The organism is Mesorhizobium sp. Cs1299R1N1 (assembly GCF_037179655.1).
GTDB classification, from domain to species: Bacteria; Pseudomonadota; Alphaproteobacteria; order Rhizobiales; family Rhizobiaceae; genus Mesorhizobium; species Mesorhizobium salmacidum.
In genome coordinates this window covers 181,136-196,576 of record NZ_JAPYKR010000003.1, presented here as the reverse complement: position 1 = coordinate 196,576, position 15,441 = coordinate 181,136, and the positions used below count along the sequence as shown (strand labels likewise).

Genomic DNA, 15,441 nt, shown 5'->3' with positions numbered 1-15,441 from the left:
AAGTCGCGGCTTGGCGTCGAGTGGGCCGTGTGGAAGTCGCTGATGCGACGGTAAAAAGCCCTACTGTAACAACCCCTTGACGATGCCGCTCGCCTTGCCGAAATCCATCTGGCCGGCATATTTCTGCTTCAGCGCGGCGATCACCTTGCCCATGTCCTTCTGGCTGGCCGCACCGGTCGCGGCAATCGCCTCGCGCGCCGCCGCCGTGACTTCCGCATCGTCGAGCTGCGTCGGCAGGAAGCCGCGGATGATCTCCATCTCGCCGCGTTCCTGCGCCGCCAGTTCCGGCCGCTTGCCGTCCTCGAATGCCTTGGCCGATTCCTCGCGCTGCTTCACCATCTTGGCCAGGATCTGCAGGATTTCCTCGTCGCTGGCGGGTTCCTTGCCGGCACCGCGATTGGCGATGTCGCGGTCGTGGATGGCGGCCTGGATCAGCCGCAATGTCGGCAGCCGGTGCTTGTCCTGCGCCTTCATCGCGGTCTTCAGGGATTCGGCGATTTTCGCGCGCATTGCTCTCTCTCCTTCGGTCGGCGCGGACAATAGCGCCGGGAGCAAGTCAACGCAAACCCTGATATGCCAGGGCAAGCCTATGATATTCCTCAATGAAATAAATCGCGGTGGCATTTCGCATGATCATTGACCGCCCTGCCCCCTTCCCCTATGTACTGGGCCTTGCATGAACTGAAGCTTGGGTGCGTGGAGGCCGCGAATTCGCCGCTTCGCGCCGTTTGCCGCGCGAAGGCCCGCCGGGCTATGGAAGCGCGCGGCCTGATAGGAGTGCCGCCATGGCCGAGATGACGCCCGCCTGGGCCACTGAAAAGCCGACCGCCCTTCTGGTGTTGGCGGACGGTACCGTCATCGAGGGTCGCGGCCTCGGCGCCACCGGCTCCGCCGTCGCCGAAGTCTGCTTCAACACCGCACTCACCGGCTACCAGGAAATCCTCACCGACCCGTCCTATGCCGGCCAGATCGTCACCTTCACCTTCCCGCATATCGGCAACATCGGCACTAATGGCGAGGACATCGAAGATCTCAATCCGGCCGCCCGCGCCGGCGCTGTCGGCGCCGTGTTCAAGGCCGATGTCACCAACCCGTCCAATTATCGCACCGCCGGCCACCTCGACCAGTGGCTGAAGAAGCGCGGCATCGTCGCGCTCTCGGGCATCGACACCCGCGCGCTCACCGCGCTGATCCGCGAAAAGGGCATGCCCAACGCCGTCATCGCGCATGCGCCGGACGGCGTCTTCGACCTCGACGATCTGAAGCGGCGCGCCGCCGCATGGTCGGGCCTGATCGGGCTCGATCTCGCCAAGGAGGTCACGTCGGGCCAGTCCTCAGTCTGGCGCGAGACGCCCTGGGTGTGGAACGAGGGCTTTGGCGAACAGGCCGAGCCTTCGCTGCATGTCGTCGCCATAGACTACGGCGTCAAGCGCAACATCTTGCGGCTGCTTGCCGGCCTCGGCGCCAAGGTCACCGTCGTTCCCGCCAAGACCGACGCGGAAGAAATCCTCGCAATGCAGCCGGACGGCATCTTTCTCTCCAACGGCCCCGGCGATCCGGAAGCAACCGGCGACTATGCCGTGCCGGTCATCCAGGACCTGCTCAAGACCGACATTCCGGTGTTCGGCATCTGCCTTGGCCACCAGATGCTGGCGCTGGCGCTGGGCGGCAAGACCGCCAAGATGCACCAGGGCCATCACGGCGCCAACCATCCGGTGAAGGATCATACGACAAGCAAGGTCGAGATCGTCTCGATGAACCATGGCTTTGCCGTCGATGCCGATTCGCTGCCCGCGGGCGTCGAGGAAACGCATGTCTCGCTGTTCGACGGCTCGAACTGCGGCATCGCGCTGACCGGCCGTCCGGTGTTCTCGGTCCAGCATCACCCCGAGGCCTCGCCCGGCCCGCAGGATTCGCACTATCTGTTCCGCCGCTTCGTCAACCTGATCCGCCAGAAGCGCGGCGAGGAATTGCTGGTGGAAAGGGCTTGACTCGATCCGTCAGCGCTGCCCCTCGCCCGTCCCCAGGATGGCGGACCATTGCTGGCGGTCGAGGCTGATCTCCAGTGCCTTGACCATGGCCGCAAGCCGATGGAAACGATCGCAAGATCGCCGGCGCCGACGACACGCCATCCGTGGTCAGCGTGAATGCAACTGTCATGCCTGTGCTCCATCCTCGGCCACATCGGTCGAGGTGCTGCTGAGTGGCGACGGTCTTGCCACCTTGGTGACGAAGACGATGACCGCCAGCATCAGGAAGCACGCGCCGACCAGGTAGGGCGCGCCGCCGAAGGTGACGGGTGCGCTTGGCCCGGTGAACCAGGAAAAGATCGCGGTATAGAGCAGTGGCGTGATGATCGAGGTGATCGAGAAGATCGAGGTCATCGCGCCTTGCAGTTCGCCCTGTGCCGAAGGCGGCACCTTGGCGGCGGCGAGGCTTCTGAGCGGCGGATCGGCCAGCGCTTCCAGGCAGCCGACGACGATCACCGCGTAGACCATCCAGCCTTGCGAGGCGAAGGCATAGCCGAAGGCGCTGGCCGCCGTGAACGTCAGGCCGATGACCGCCGTTCTCCACTCGCCGAGCCTCGGAATGACGCGCGGCAGCACCGTGCCCATGACGATCGCGCCGCACAGGCCGAAAGCGCCGAGCGAGAAGCCGATCTGCTGCTCGCTCCAGCCATAGCGGTAGTTGGAGACGAACGACCACACCGCCGGATACATCATATGGCCGAGCGTCATCAGGAAGAAGACCAGACCGATCCAGCCGATACCCTGATACTGGCGCATCTGCAGGAGCGTGCCGACCGGATTGGCGCGTTTCCATTCGAAGCGGCGGCGATGCTTTTCATCGAGCGTTTCGGGCAGGAAGAACATCGCGATCAGGAAGTTCACGAAGGCCAGCCCGGCGGCGCAAAAGAACGGCACGCGCGGGCCGAACGTGCCGAGCAGGCCGCCCAGCACCGGCCCGATGACGAACCCGACGCCGAACGCAATGCCGAGCAGGCCGAAATTCTTCGCCCGGTTCTCGTCGTTCGAAATGTCGGCGATGAAGGCCGACGTCGTCGAATAGCTGGCGCCCGAAATGCCGGCCAGCACACGCCCGATGAACAGCATCGGATAGGACCAGGCGATCGCGCAGATCAAATTGTCGATGGAGAAGGTCAGCACCGAGGCGAGCAGGATCGGCCGCCGCCCGAACCGGTCGCTCAGGCCGCCCATGATGGGCGCGAAAAAGAACTGCATGGCCGCATAGACGAAGAACAGCCAGCCGCCCTCGATCGCTGCTTCGCTGATGCCGACGCCGGTCAATTCCCTGAGAAAAGCAGGCAGCACCGGCATGATCATGCCGAAGCCGATAATGTCGAGCAGCAGCGTGGTGAAAACGAGCGCGAGGCCCCGCCTGGCGGTCTTGGGGTCTATCATGGTGGGTCAAGCTCCTCTGGCCGCCCTGGGGCACGGGCGGACGCACCTTATAGGCGAGCCGGCGGAAAGGAACAATGCGGGAACAGGCAGGAAGCTTTGATCCTGACACTCCCTGACGGCGCCTTGCCGCCAGGTCCTTATTCGAAAACGACTGCTTAGAGCGAACCACTCATCGTGTTGCAGTCCGACAGCTTGCCGCTCTTGTAGCCGCGCGTCAGCCAGGTCTGCCGCTGCTGCGAGGTGCCGTGGTTGAAGCTTTCCGGCACGACATAGCCCTGCATCTTCTTCTGCAGCGTATCGTCGCCGATCTGCTTGGCCGCGTTCAGCGCGCTTTCGAAGTCGCCCTGCTCCAATATGCCCTTCTGCCCGGTGTAATGGGCCCACACGCCGGCGAAGCAGTCGGCCTGCAGCTCGATGCGCACCGACAGCTGGTTGGCATCGGCTTCGCTCATGCCTTGGCGCATCTGGTTGAACTTACCCATGATGCCGGTGAGGTTCTGCACGTGGTGACCGACCTCATGCGCGATGACGTAGGCACGGGCGAACTCGCCTGAAGCCCCGAACTGCTGGTCGAGCTGCTGGAAGAAGGTCATGTCGAGATAGACCTTGTGGTCGCCCGGACAATAGAACGGTCCGGCCGCGGCGGAAGCAAAACCGCAGGCCGAGCGAACCTGGCCGGAAAACAGCACCAGCTTGGGGTCCTCATAGGTCAGGCCTTGCGACTTGAAGATGCCGGTCCAGGTGTCTTCCGTCTCGGCGAGCACGGTCGCCACGAACTGCTTCATCTCGTCATTGGCGGGTGTGCCGCCGCTGTCCTGGCTGCCGCTATTGTCTGATATCTGGCCGCCACCACCCGGCAGCAGGCCGCCGTCGCCGCCGCCCAGGATTGCCGAGGGATCGAAGCCGAAATACCAACCGGCCAGCACCACCAGGATGACGAGGAATATGCTGCCGCCGCCACCGGCGCGGCCACCGATCGGGATGCGGAACTGGCCGCCACCACCACCGATCCCGCCGCCGCCACCATCGCTGCGGTCGTCCTCGATATTATCACTCTGACGACGGCCTCTCCAGAGCATGGCAATTCCCCGCGATGCAAATTTCCGATTGACCTGCCGATCTCTCGGCCAGCCTGATCCACCAAACAATTATCGCAACGGCTGCTCCAAGTCACAGCATTTTTCATGGGCATGGCAGCCCTGGCATCGCCGTTTCACCGCACTGGCCGGGAGCGCACAAGGCCTGTAGCATCGCTGGCGTGGGGAGGGTTTCAAGGCTTGAGGACGATCGGGGGTTTCCTGTCGCTGCTGGTGGCGTTGCTGTGGCTCGGGCTCGAAAATGCCGGCGCCGTCACGCTCGATTCCAGCGTGGCCGTCACCGATCCCGCCACCTTGCAGGCGCTGGAGCGAGGCGGCCTGTCGATCAGCCGCCTGCTCGGCCCCGCCCTCGGCCTCACCCGTGACGTCGACAATCGCGGCCTGTTTTCGGTGCCGGCGCTGACGACGGTGCGCGACACCGTCAAGCGCGAGATCGCAGATGAGCCGAAGACCAGCCCCGACCCCTATGTCGCGGCCATGGCGAAATCGAACGATACCAGCCAGAAATTCAATCCCAAGTACATCGACGACGACGGCTCGACGCTCGACCTGACCGGCGTCGTCAACCGCATGGACCGAGGTTATCTCGGCCACACCGAGTGCGGCGAGATCCGGCTGATCTACCGCTTCCACTATTCGGTTCAGGAAAAATCGGTGAAGGGCAAGGCCGGCCAGCGCATCTCCTCCCGCCTGCCGTTGACCATGAGCCTGGTCTTCAACGCCAAGCCCGGGAAGGCGCAGGCCCGCGCTTCGAAGAACCTGCCGAGCGCTACCGACGCGTCCTGCGCCGACGTCGCCCGGCGCTGGCTGGCCGCCGGTCGAAAGGACCTGCCGCCGGAACAGCTCGCCGCCTGGCTGCGCTCCGACGAAGGCCCGCTGTCGGGCGCCATGCTGACTTCCTCGCAGATCATGCGGATCGAGCTCAACATGCAGGTGCTCAGGCTGTCGGCTTCGACGCGGCGCGATTTCGGCGGCCATGCCGAATATCTCCTGAAGATCTTCAAATGGGATCCAGAGAAGTCGAGCTTCTATGAAGCCAGGATGGAAAACGAGATCGACCGGTCAACCGTGCTGGCCGACAGGCCAGCCTTCGCCAAATGGCTGCTCACCGACCGCAACATCTATGACCTCGACCATGGCCGGCTGGTGGTCGACGAAAGATTCCTGGCCAGGAGTGCTGTGTCGGTAGCGCCCGGCGGCCTGAGCCGCTCCCAGAACAACATCGTCCATGGATTGGTCGACGACGCCGACATCGACAAGGCGCTGAAGGACTATGTCGCCAGGGGCAACACGCTCGCCACCATCAAATCGGTCGCCGGCTTCAACCTGCGCCTCAATGAGATGTCCTGCACCGGCTGCCACCAGACGCATGGCATCGCCGGCTTCCACTACACCGGCGCCGATCCGGCCAGCGAGCCGCGCCGCAACGCCGTCTTCGTGCCCGGCTCTGCCGTCTTCTTCGCCGACCTGCCGCGCCGCCACGCCATCGTCGAGGAATTCGCCGCCGGCGGCCACCCCGATTTCACCAGGGGTTTCGCCGCCCGTCCGGACCCCAGATATGCCGAGGCGCTGAAAGGCACCGATCTCTACAATGGCTGGGGCTCTATCTGCTATCGCGGCGAGGATGAAAGCTTCAAGGACTGGACCTGCGGTGCCGGCCTGCGCTGCGCCGGCGTGCATGAAAGCGCCATCCATCCGGGCTTCGGCACCTGCGTCAGCGAAAAAGGCGTTGCGGTCGGCGACCCCGTGGAATTCGGCGAGATCAGGATGTCGAGCTGGGGCAGCGACCGATATTGCCGCCTGTCGCCCGCCACCGCCAAGGATTGTGGCATCGACCCTGCGCGCGACAAGAAGCCGGTGGTGAAGCTCGCCGGCTATGGCGCGGCACGCCAGCGCTACGACAATCCCGACCAGAAGACCGGCGGCTTTCCCGGCGGCATGCTGCGCAAGGCGAGCTGCGACAAGCTCCCCGACGAGGCAAGTTGCGGTCGTCTCGCCAAGACCGGCTTCAACGACTGCATCGCGTCCGGCAAGGACCATAAATTCTGCACCAGGGAATTCACCAAGACCGCCGGCCTGCGCGCCTGTGACAAGGCGCATCCCTGCCGCGAGGACTATATCTGCACCGCCGGCTATGAGGATCTACCCGAGGCCAAGCCTGGCGAAGGCACCTGCATCCCGCCCTATTTCATCTTCCAGTTCCGCGTCGACGGCCATCCGCGCAGCTGGAAACAGGATGTCAGTGAGTGAGCCGTCCGGGGACTGGACAACAGCCCCGGAGTAAACCTTCCTTCCGAACAGTCCTAGCCGGCTTCCATGCTCCGCCAGAACTGAAGGACCGTAGCGGCGATCGCTTCCGGTGCATCTTCCTGGACGAGATGCTTGGCATCAGGGACTGTCTGAAACGTCGCGCCGGGAATGCGCCGCGCCAGCTCCCGGCCGTCCTTTACCGGGATCCAATCGTCATTGTCGCCCCACAGGATGGTGACCGGACACCGGATTTCGCCATATCGCCACTCCACCTCCTCGGTGTATTTGTCATCCATCTGTGCGACTTGCCTCCAGAATGCCTTCTGGCCCTCGTCGCCAAGCCATGGACGCAGATAGGCCTGCATCTCGTCCTTGCGTAACGGATTGTAAGTCGCGCCGTTGATATAGGCGCGCAAGATCGCTTCGTGAACATAGGCGGGCAGCTCGGCAAAAACCTTCTCGTTCTGTTTGGCCGCCTGGACGAGCGGCGAGCCTTGCGGGCTGATCGCCACCGGATCGATCAGCACCAGCGAGCGGAAATCCAACCCGTTGAGCAGATGACCGCGCAGAGCGGTCGATCCGCCGAAATCATGCGCGACCACGTCGGGCCGTTCCAGCTTCCAGTGGGCATAGAGCGCCGCGAACAATTCGTTCTGGATACCGCGCGACACGTCGCCGTCCGGCTTGTCCGACCAGCCATAGCCAAGCATGTCGAAATAGTGGACGCGTCGCTGCTTGGAGAGCCATGGCGCGATGCGGCGCCACTCGACCGAGGAGAAGGGCGTGCCATGGAGAACGACGGCGGGCGGTCCTTCCCCCATCACGCCCCAGGCGATGGAATGTCCTTGAAAGACAAAGCGTTCGGGCGGGCGCCACTCGATCGTCATCTGCATCGATCCGGAATTACCGCCGCCTACTCTTTCTGCTTGGCACCGGCGCTCTTGCCGTCCGAGCTTTTCGAGCGTTCCTCGAAACGATCGGCGCCTTTCTTCAGCGGATGTCCCGTTTCGGCTTCGGTCTTGCGCTCGTCCCTGGCGGCCGCCTGTTTCAGTCCTGTGGCTGCCTGCTTGCCTTTTGCGGTCGGTGCCTGCTCGATGCCCATGGCTTCCTCCCTGGCGCGCAACAAGCGCGCGATGAGAGCCAACGCGCATAAGCGCCGACGGTTCCAGCGGCTAAAGCATGTCGCCCGGAAGTCTCCTCGATTCCGGGATAACCACACGCACAAAATTAGAAGCTTACGGCAGGTCGGGCGAATTCTATTCGCGGCGACATGCTGCAACGTGTTCGAAAGCTCGGCAATGAAGCGCGTTTCAGCGGGCCGTCATCGCCTTGCGGAACGCTTCCAGCGTCTCGGCGCTGACATGGTGCTCGATGCCCTCGGCGTCGATGCGCGCCGTCTCGGCGCTGACGCCGAGGGAGCGCAGGAAGGCTTCCACCGTCTGGTGGCGAATGCGGCTTTCCTCCGCGACCTTGCGGCCGGCTTCGGTCAGGAACACGCCGCGATAGGGTTTCCGCGACACCAGCCCGTCGGCGCAGAGCCGCGTCAGCATCTTGGCCACCGTCGGCTGGGCGACGCCGAGGCGAGCGGCGATGTCGACCTGGCGCGCCTCGTTGCCATCCTCGATCAGGTCGGCGATCAACTCGACATAATCCTCGACCAGCGCGCTGCGGCGCGCTTCGCGCGTCTGCCGGAACCCTTCCGAATGGATATCGGCATCGAGCAACGGCTCACGCGGAACCGGTCTGTTCTTCAGCGCCAATGCGCGCTCCTCCTCGGAAGTTTAGCCGTCGCTGCTTTTATAGCACGGGCTCTGATTCTTCAGGCCGTTTATTTGGAGGCATGTTTGTCGATCGGCAAGCGGGCGACGCGCTTTGGGACGACGTTCCTCCTCCATGCCATGGATGAGAAGGTGGCATTGTCCGCGACTCCCGTGGCCATATTTGGAGTTGCTGATCTGAAGCCGCGCGACTGCAATCACCGCCAGGGAGAAAAAACATGACCCGCAGTGACGTTCTGATCGTAGGGGCCGGCCCAACAGGCCTGGTGCTGGCGCTTTGGCTCACCAAGCTGGGTGTCGGCGTCCGCATCATAGACAAGACCGCCGGGCCGGGCACGACGTCGCGCGCCTTGGCCGTTGCCGCGCACACGCTCGAGCTCTACCGTCAACTCGATCTGGCCGATGCCGTGATCGCGCGCGGCCACAAGGTGCGCGCCGCCAACCTGTGGGTGCGGGGCAAAGCGGAGGCGCGCGTGCCGTTCGCGGCGATCGGTGAGGATCTATCGCCCTATTCGTTTTTGCAAATCTTTCCGCAGGACGAGCACGAACGCCTTCTGGTCGACCGGCTCGGACAATTGGGGGTCACCGTCGAGCGGCGGACCGAATTGCATGATTTCACCGACCACGGCGACCACATTGTCGCCCGCCTGCGGGGCGAACGTGGCGAGGAGACCGCCGAGTTCAGCTATCTGGCGGGTTGTGACGGCGCGCATTCCGTGGTGCGCGAGACGATGTCGGCCGGTTTTTCCGGTGGCACCTACCGTGAGCTTTTTTACGTCGCCGATATCGAGGCATCCGGTGAAGCGATCAATGGCGAATTGCATGTCGATCTGGACGAAGCCGACTTCCTGGCGATCTTTCCTCTGGCGGACACGCGCCGCGCTCGGCTGATCGGCACGGTCCGGGACGAGCGCGCGGATCAGGCCGGCACGCTGACATTCGACGACGTCAGCAGCCAGACGATCGAAAGCCTCAAGATCAAGATCGAAAAGGTGAACTGGTTTTCGACCTACCATGTTCACCACCGCGTAGCCGGTCAATTCCGCAGGGGTCGCGCATTCCTGCTGGGCGACGCGGCGCATATCCACAGTCCGGTCGGCGGACAGGGGATGAACACCGGGATCGGGGACGCGATCAACCTTGCATGGAAACTGTCTTCCGTGCTCGCGGCACAGGCGCCCGATGCCCTGCTCGACAGCTATGAGATCGAGCGCATCGCTTTCGCCAGACGCCTCGTTGCCACCACCGATCGCATCTTCACCTTCGTCACTGCCGACGGGCGCATCGCCGACCTCGTGCGCACCCGGATCGCGCCGATTGTCGTGCCCAGGATCCTCGGCATCGACCGGGTTCGCGAATTCATCTTCCGGACTGTTTCGCAGATCACCCTCAACTATCGCCAAAGCCCTCTCAGCGAGGGATCCGCGGGCGAAGTGCGCGGCGGCGAGCGGTTGCCTTGGGCCCCGGTCGATGGATTGGACAATTTTGCCTCGCTCGCCGCCACGCAATGGCAGATCCACATCTACGGCGTCGCCAACGAGGACGTCAGGTCATGGTGCGAGCGCCATCGGGTTCCGCTGAACGTCTTCGACTGGCGGCCTGCCTATGAAGAGGCGGGCCTGGCCCGTGATGCGCTCTATCTCCTGCGGCCCGACACCTATGTGGCGCTCGCCGATCCCAAGGCTTCGGTCGATAGGCTCGAGCGGTATTGCAGTGGTAGAGGACTTTCTGTCGGAAGCGCGCGCTAGGGCATGATGCCGTGAAGCGGCTTTCGGACGACATCCGCCTCTATCTCTTTGATTTAGAGGCGGATTCAGATTCAGGTCAACCGACCTGAAATCATCCGGCCCTAGGCGATCCTGCGGCTCGGATACCGAATCCGATTGGTTATCCGCCACCTCCGGTAAAATGCCGGGACAAAAAGCCCCGACAATGAAATATAGCCTATTGCATAATGTTGAGCCATGGCATAGCTTATGGGTATCCTCCGGAAGCCGCGGAAAGCCTTTTCATGTTGGAAGCAGACGTCACAGCCCCCCGGTCCGCATGGCGGTTCGCCAGACGGGAGGAAGACGATCAGCCCAGCCTGCGCGAGGTCAATTCCACCATCGCGGTGCCGACGTCAGGCGTCTGGTTCCGCCGGCTTTTCGCCTTCATGGGCCCGGGCTACATGGTCTCGGTCGGCTATATGGACCCGGGCAACTGGGCGACCGACCTCGCCGGCGGCGCCCAGTTCGGCTACACGCTTTTGTTCATCATCATGCTGTCCAACCTGATGGCGATCCTGCTGCAGGCGCTGGCCGCGCGGCTTGGCATCGCCACCGGCCGCGACCTCGCCCAGGCCTGCCGCGCTTACTACCCGCGCCCGGTCAACTTCGTGCTGTGGATCGCCTGCGAGCTCGCCATCATCGCCTGCGACCTCGCCGAGGTGATCGGCACCGCGATCGCGCTGCAGCTTTTGTTCGGCATCCCGCTGATCGGCGGCGCCATTCTCACAGCGCTCGACGCTTTCCTGGTGCTGCTCTTGATGAACAAGGGTTTCCGCTATCTGGAGGCCTTCGTCGTCGCGCTTCTGATCATCATCTTCAGCTGCTTTGCCATCCAGATCTTCGTTGCCGCCCCGCCGGCCGGCACGATCCTGCATTCGATGTTCGTGCCGTCCTCCGAGATCGTCACCAACCCGGCGATGCTCTACATCGCCATCGGCATCATCGGCGCAACGGTGATGCCGCATAATCTCTATCTGCATTCCTCGATCGTGCAGACCCGCGCCTATGAACGCACCGACGCGGGCAAGCGCGATGCCATCAAATGGGCGACGATGGACTCCACCATCGCCCTGATGCTGGCGCTGTTCGTCAACGCCGCCATCCTGATCGTCGCGGCGGTCGCCTTCCACGACACCGGCCACCATCATGTCGCCGAGATCGACCAGGCCTTCCAGCTCCTGTCGCCGCTGCTTGGCTTGGGCATCGCCTCGATCCTGTTTGCCGTGGCACTGCTGGCCTCGGGCCTCAACTCGACGGTGACGGCGACGCTCGCCGGCCAGATCATCATGGAAGGTTTTCTGCGCCTGCGCATCCCCAGCTGGGCACGGCGTCTTTTGACGCGCGGCCTGGCCATCGTTCCGGTGGTGGTCGTCACCGCGCTCTATGGCGAGAAGGGCACCGGCCAGCTGCTGGTGTTCAGTCAGGTGATCCTGTCCATGCAGCTGCCCTTCGCGGTCATCCCGCTGGTGCAATTCGTCTCCGACAAGAAGAAGATGGGCAACCTCGCCATCCCGCGCGGCGTGGCGGCATTGGCCTGGGTGGTCGCGGCCATCATCCTGGTGCTCAATTTCAAGCTGCTCTACGACACCATGTCCGGGGTTGGTTGAAGGCCAGTTTAATCCCGGGACAAACCGCCAGATCGCTCTATCTTTGCCGATGCCATGAGCAACATCGAAGACATCAGGAGATTTTACGCGCGGCTGATGGCGGCCAACGCCGCCTCATCGGACCCGCGTCTGGAAGAGGTGTTCGCCAGCGTGCCGCGCGAAGCCTTCCTCGGCCCAGGGCCATGGACGATCATTGTCGGCAACGCCACGCTCACGACACCAAGCGCCGATCCGGCCCACATCTACCAGAACGTGCTCGTGGCGCTCGATCCCGACAAGGGCATCAACAATGGCGAGCCCTTCCTGCATGCCATATGGATCGGAAAGCTCGCGCCAAAGCCAGGCGAGGCCGTCACGCATATCGGCGCCGGCAGCGGTTACTACACGGCTTTGCTTGCCACGCTGGTTTCGCCCGGCGGCACCGTCGCTGCTTTCGAGTTCGACGATCAGATGGCCGAACTGGCGCGCGGAAATCTCGAAGCCTACGGCAATGCGACTGTTGTCCATGGCGATGCGGTGACCTCGCCCCTGCCGCCATCCGACATCATCTATGTCAATGCCGGTGTCGTCGCCCCTCCCGCCGGATGGCTGAAGGCGTTGCGCCCGGGCGGCCGCATGATCTTCCCGTGGCGTCCGGCCGAGCGCGTTCCGTTCGCGGTGATGGTGACCCGCGGCGAAAAAGGGTTCGCCTGCCACCCGTTCATGCGCTCGTGGTTCATCCCTTGTGTCGGCGCGTCGACCGCCGACTCCGCCGCGAAGATCCCGACACGCGAAGAGGCCGCGCGCAGCCGCTCGATCTGGCTGATCGAGGACAGGCAGCCAGACAGCAGCGCCACCGCGATCTTCGAGCATGTCTGGTTCTCGTCGGAAGCCCCGAGCGCCGGTGATTGAGTATCTATGGCGAACCAGATTCGCGGCCGCTGTCGGGATGGGCGCGGCTGGTCCGTCCTTGGACTGAAGTCCGGCCGCGACGGCGTGGACGAAAGCAAGGGAGAGCACAATGAGAAAGATCATCGCCGCAACCTTCGTCAGCCTCGATGGCGTCATGCAGGCACCCGGTGGACCGGAAGAAGATCCGGTCGGCGGCTTCAAATTCGGCGGCTGGACGTTCCACTACTTTGACGAGGTGGCGGGCGCGGCAATGGATGACCTATTTTCCAAACCCTTCGCCCTGCTGCTCGGCCGCAGAACCTACGACATCTTCGCCGCGTATTGGCCGTACCAGAAAGATGCGATCGCGGATGCCTTCAACCCCGCGACCAAATATGTGGCGACGCATCGGCCGGACACTCTGACCTGGCAGAACACGCACGCGCTTGGCCCCGACATCATCGCGGCTTTGCGCCGGCTCAGGCAGGAAGATGGACCTGACCTGCTCATCCAGGGATCTGGCAATCTCATTCAGACCTTGCTCGCCAACGGGCTGATCGACGAGATCCGGCTGATGACCTTCCCGCTGTTGCTGGGCAAGGGCAAGCGGCTGTTCGGCGATGCCGCGATGCCGGCCGCCTTCAAGCTTGTCAAATCGCAGGCTTCCACCACCGGCGTCATCATGGCGACCTACGAGCGCGCGGGCGAAATCGAGGTCGGCTCCTTTGTCACGGGCAAGCCCTCCGACGCCGAACTCGAGCGGCGCAAGAACTGGAAGTAAATTCAACCCCTGGCATCAAGCTGGAACACCCCTCATCCGTCTCGGCGCTACGCGCCGATCCACCGCCCTGGACGAGTCACGGGCCTCGCCCGCCCTTCGGGCCCCACAAGGGGAGAAGGAGGAGCCTGGCGCATTCGGCTCAGCCACTCTCCATTGGCAATTAGCCATGACATCGATGGCTCTTCCTTCTCCCCTTGTGGGGCCCGAAGGGCGGGCGAGGCCCGTGACTCGTCCCGGGCGGTGGATCGGCGCGTAGCGCCGAGACGGTTGAGGGGTGATCCAGCTAGACGCGACTCCTCAAGCCGCCTGCAATCGCCGCCCCAGCCCCTCACGGATATGCCGTGCGAACTCCTGCGCCGCCGGCCCGACGCCATGCCTCGGCAGATGCAGGTTGATGGCAAAATTCGGCAGCGGCGGCAGGCCGGCGTCGAACGGCAATATGTCGAGATCCGGAGGCACGGTGGAAGCCAGCCATGTGGTGACGGCGAGGTCCGAGCGCACCGTCGCCGTGGTCGCGTCGATGTTGCCGTTCTCGAACACGCTGCGCCATTCCAGCCCGTGCTCGTTGAGTGCCGACAGCACCACCGGCCGGAAGGCGCAGGTGTCGGCGACGATCGAGACCGGCAATGGCCGCTTGGCGCGGGCCGCCCCGCCCCTTGCCCCGACCCAGACCAGCCGGTCGATGGCCAGGCATTCGCCTGACGTCGGACCGACCCGCTCCTCGATCACCGCGAGGTCGATGGTCCCCGCAGCAAGTGCTGCCGCCAGTTCCGGCGAGGAGGCGCAGACCAGCGATATCTCGACCTGCGGATAGGCCTCCGCATAGGTCTTCAGCACCGGCGCCAGCAAGGTGCCGACAAGATCGTAGGGCACGCCGAGCCGCACCTGGCCCGCCACAGCGCTCCCCACCATGTCGGTCCAGATCTCGTCATTGAGGCTGAGCAGGCGCTTGGCCTTTTCGAACAGCCGCTCACCGGAATGGGTCAGGCGCAGACCGCGCCGGTCGCGTTCGAAAAGGCTGCAGCCGAGCGTGTCTTCCAGGCGCTTGACCTGCTGGCTGACGGCCCCTTGGGTCAGGTGCAGCGCGTTGGCCGCGGCCGTCATGCTCGCTTTGTCGGCGACGGTGACGAAGGTGCGCACGAGGCTGGTATCGAGATTGCGGATCATTCCAGCATTATAGATGCTAATGCTGATCATCGCAAACATTGCATTTACTGATGCGAGCCGGCGCCTACCATGGAGCTTCCGACAAGGGGATGTCCCATGCTCCAGCCTATCCTGCCGCTGATCCTGTTTGCCTTCGTGGCCACTGCCACACCAGGTATCGCCACCACCCTGTCGACCGCTTCAGGCGCGCAGTTCGGCTTTCGCCGCTCGGTCCCGTTGATGATCGGCAGCGCTGCCGGCCTCGCGACCGTGACGGGGGCGGCCGCCGCCGGGCTTGCCGGTCTGCTGCTTGCCATGCCATCGCTGCAACTTGCCATGAAGATTGCCGGCTCGCTCTACCTCGTCTGGCTGGCAATCAAGATCGGCCGCGCCGGGCCGCCCAATCTCGACGTGGCCATGGCCAGGCCCAACAGTTTCCTGGGCGGCGCCGGCATCCAGTGGATGAACCCGAAGGGCTGGGCGATGGGGCTGGGCGCGGCTGCCTCCTTCGCCGCGCTTGCCGACGGGCCAGGCCAACTGGCGCTGCTGCTCGGCTCGACCTTCGGCCTCACCGCCGCCATCTCGCTGTCCGTCTGGTGCGTGGCCGGCATGGTGCTGGCACGGCTGCTCAAGACCGAATGGCAATGGCGCGTGCTCAACATCGTGCTGGCGCTGGTGCTCGCCGCCTCGATCATCCCGATGTGGCGGTCGGCGTAAGGCG

General features: G+C 64.0%; 15 protein-coding genes. 8 read left to right on the top strand and 7 right to left on the bottom strand.

The genetic code is table 11. The annotated features are described in order from the left end of the window. Positions 1 to 60 precede the first annotated feature (60 nt). Complete coding sequence (locus O7A70_RS07785) at positions 61 to 510, bottom strand: GatB/YqeY domain-containing protein (RefSeq protein WP_337139854.1); 450 nt, start codon at positions 508 to 510, stop codon at positions 61 to 63. 275 nt (positions 511 to 785) lie between these two features. On the opposite strand from O7A70_RS07785, the gene carA reads away from it, so the two are divergent. Continuing rightward, positions 786 to 1,991 (top strand): glutamine-hydrolyzing carbamoyl-phosphate synthase small subunit, encoded by a 1,206-nt coding sequence (carA, locus tag O7A70_RS07780; protein ID WP_337139853.1) that lies wholly within the window; start codon positions 786 to 788, stop codon positions 1,989 to 1,991. Between the two features lie 165 nt (positions 1,992 to 2,156). On the opposite strand, the gene O7A70_RS07775 is transcribed toward carA, so the two are convergent. Together O7A70_RS07775 and ypfJ are read right to left on the bottom strand one after the other, a co-directional pair. Beyond that, positions 2,157 to 3,422 carry a TCR/Tet family MFS transporter gene (locus O7A70_RS07775; RefSeq protein ID WP_337139852.1) on the bottom strand — a complete coding sequence of 422 codons (1,266 nt, stop codon included), beginning with the start codon at positions 3,420 to 3,422 and terminating at the stop codon, positions 2,157 to 2,159. Positions 3,423 to 3,577: 155 nt separating this feature from the next. After that, a complete protein-coding gene (gene ypfJ / locus O7A70_RS07770) occupies positions 3,578 to 4,501 on the bottom strand; it encodes a KPN_02809 family neutral zinc metallopeptidase (protein WP_140505115.1) in 924 nt (307 codons plus the stop codon). A 198-nt stretch (positions 4,502 to 4,699) separates the two neighbouring features. Between ypfJ and O7A70_RS07765 the strand changes: the two genes are divergently transcribed. Continuing rightward, complete coding sequence (locus tag O7A70_RS07765) at positions 4,700 to 6,769, top strand: hypothetical protein (protein ID WP_337139851.1); 2,070 nt, start codon at positions 4,700 to 4,702, stop codon at positions 6,767 to 6,769. 53 nt (positions 6,770 to 6,822) lie between these two features. Here O7A70_RS07765 and O7A70_RS07760 read toward each other — a convergent pair whose 3' ends face one another. The 3 genes from O7A70_RS07760 to mntR all read right to left on the bottom strand — a co-directional run bounded on the left by O7A70_RS07760 (position 6,823) and on the right by mntR (position 8,529). Beyond that, positions 6,823 to 7,656: an alpha/beta fold hydrolase gene (locus O7A70_RS07760; protein ID WP_337139850.1), complete on the bottom strand. Its 834-nt coding sequence runs from the start codon at positions 7,654 to 7,656 to the stop codon at positions 6,823 to 6,825. Positions 7,657 to 7,682: 26 nt separating this feature from the next. Beyond that, the gene (locus O7A70_RS07755) at positions 7,683 to 7,871 is read right to left on the bottom strand and encodes a hypothetical protein (RefSeq protein WP_337139849.1); all 189 of its coding nucleotides are present in this window, start codon (positions 7,869 to 7,871) and stop codon (positions 7,683 to 7,685) included. A 208-nt stretch (positions 7,872 to 8,079) separates the two neighbouring features. Beyond that, positions 8,080 to 8,529, bottom strand: a complete 450-nt coding sequence (mntR, locus tag O7A70_RS07750; protein WP_027145749.1) for a manganese-binding transcriptional regulator MntR — start codon at positions 8,527 to 8,529, stop codon at positions 8,080 to 8,082. 84 nt (positions 8,530 to 8,613) lie between these two features. Between mntR and O7A70_RS07745 the strand changes: the two genes are divergently transcribed. The 5 genes from O7A70_RS07745 (at position 8,614) to O7A70_RS07725 (ending at position 13,574) form a co-directional block, all read left to right on the top strand. Next, positions 8,614 to 8,769 (top strand): hypothetical protein, encoded by a 156-nt coding sequence (locus O7A70_RS07745; protein ID WP_337139848.1) that lies wholly within the window; start codon positions 8,614 to 8,616, stop codon positions 8,767 to 8,769. Continuing rightward, positions 8,766 to 10,295: an FAD-dependent monooxygenase gene (locus O7A70_RS07740; RefSeq protein WP_337139847.1), complete on the top strand. Its 1,530-nt coding sequence runs from the start codon at positions 8,766 to 8,768 to the stop codon at positions 10,293 to 10,295. The genes O7A70_RS07745 and O7A70_RS07740 overlap by 4 nt, the downstream gene beginning before the upstream one ends. Positions 10,296 to 10,558: 263 nt before the next feature. Beyond that, positions 10,559 to 11,923, top strand: coding sequence for an Nramp family divalent metal transporter (locus O7A70_RS07735; RefSeq protein ID WP_337139846.1), 1,365 nt, complete (start codon positions 10,559 to 10,561; stop codon positions 11,921 to 11,923). A gap of 54 nt (positions 11,924 to 11,977) precedes the next feature. Further along, the gene (locus O7A70_RS07730; protein WP_337139845.1) at positions 11,978 to 12,814 is read left to right on the top strand and encodes a protein-L-isoaspartate O-methyltransferase family protein; all 837 of its coding nucleotides are present in this window, start codon (positions 11,978 to 11,980) and stop codon (positions 12,812 to 12,814) included. Positions 12,815 to 12,923: 109 nt separating this feature from the next. Next, entirely contained in the window at positions 12,924 to 13,574 is a 651-nt protein-coding gene (locus O7A70_RS07725) for a dihydrofolate reductase family protein (protein ID WP_337139844.1), read from the top strand. A 297-nt stretch (positions 13,575 to 13,871) separates the two neighbouring features. On the opposite strand, the gene O7A70_RS07720 is transcribed toward O7A70_RS07725, so the two are convergent. Beyond that, positions 13,872 to 14,780 (bottom strand): LysR family transcriptional regulator, encoded by a 909-nt coding sequence (locus tag O7A70_RS07720; protein WP_337139843.1) that lies wholly within the window; start codon positions 14,778 to 14,780, stop codon positions 13,872 to 13,874. 57 nt (positions 14,781 to 14,837) lie between these two features. Here O7A70_RS07720 and O7A70_RS07715 point away from each other — a divergent pair, with 57 nt between their 5' ends. Then, positions 14,838 to 15,437, top strand: coding sequence for a LysE family translocator (locus O7A70_RS07715; protein ID WP_337139842.1), 600 nt, complete (start codon positions 14,838 to 14,840; stop codon positions 15,435 to 15,437). Positions 15,438 to 15,441 lie beyond the last annotated feature (4 nt).

Excerpts from the sequence above, each read along its gene's own strand:
- O7A70_RS07785 (WP_337139854.1), bottom strand. The coding sequence starts at position 510 with ATGCGCGCGAAAATCGCCGAATCCCTGAAGACCGCGATGAAGGCGCAG.
- carA (WP_337139853.1), top strand. The coding sequence starts at position 786 with ATGGCCGAGATGACGCCCGCCTGGGCCACTGAAAAGCCGACCGCCCTT.
- O7A70_RS07775 (WP_337139852.1), bottom strand. The coding sequence starts at position 3,422 with ATGATAGACCCCAAGACCGCCAGGCGGGGCCTCGCGCTCGTTTTCACC.
- ypfJ (WP_140505115.1), bottom strand. The coding sequence starts at position 4,501 with ATGCTCTGGAGAGGCCGTCGTCAGAGTGATAATATCGAGGACGACCGC.
- O7A70_RS07760 (WP_337139850.1), bottom strand. The coding sequence starts at position 7,656 with ATGACGATCGAGTGGCGCCCGCCCGAACGCTTTGTCTTTCAAGGACAT.
- O7A70_RS07755 (WP_337139849.1), bottom strand. The coding sequence starts at position 7,871 with ATGGGCATCGAGCAGGCACCGACCGCAAAAGGCAAGCAGGCAGCCACA.
- O7A70_RS07740 (WP_337139847.1), top strand. The coding sequence starts at position 8,766 with ATGACCCGCAGTGACGTTCTGATCGTAGGGGCCGGCCCAACAGGCCTG.
- O7A70_RS07735 (WP_337139846.1), top strand. The coding sequence starts at position 10,559 with ATGTTGGAAGCAGACGTCACAGCCCCCCGGTCCGCATGGCGGTTCGCC.
- O7A70_RS07730 (WP_337139845.1), top strand. The coding sequence starts at position 11,978 with ATGAGCAACATCGAAGACATCAGGAGATTTTACGCGCGGCTGATGGCG.
- O7A70_RS07725 (WP_337139844.1), top strand. The coding sequence starts at position 12,924 with ATGAGAAAGATCATCGCCGCAACCTTCGTCAGCCTCGATGGCGTCATG.
- O7A70_RS07720 (WP_337139843.1), bottom strand. The coding sequence starts at position 14,780 with ATGTTTGCGATGATCAGCATTAGCATCTATAATGCTGGAATGATCCGC.
- O7A70_RS07715 (WP_337139842.1), top strand. The coding sequence starts at position 14,838 with ATGCTCCAGCCTATCCTGCCGCTGATCCTGTTTGCCTTCGTGGCCACT.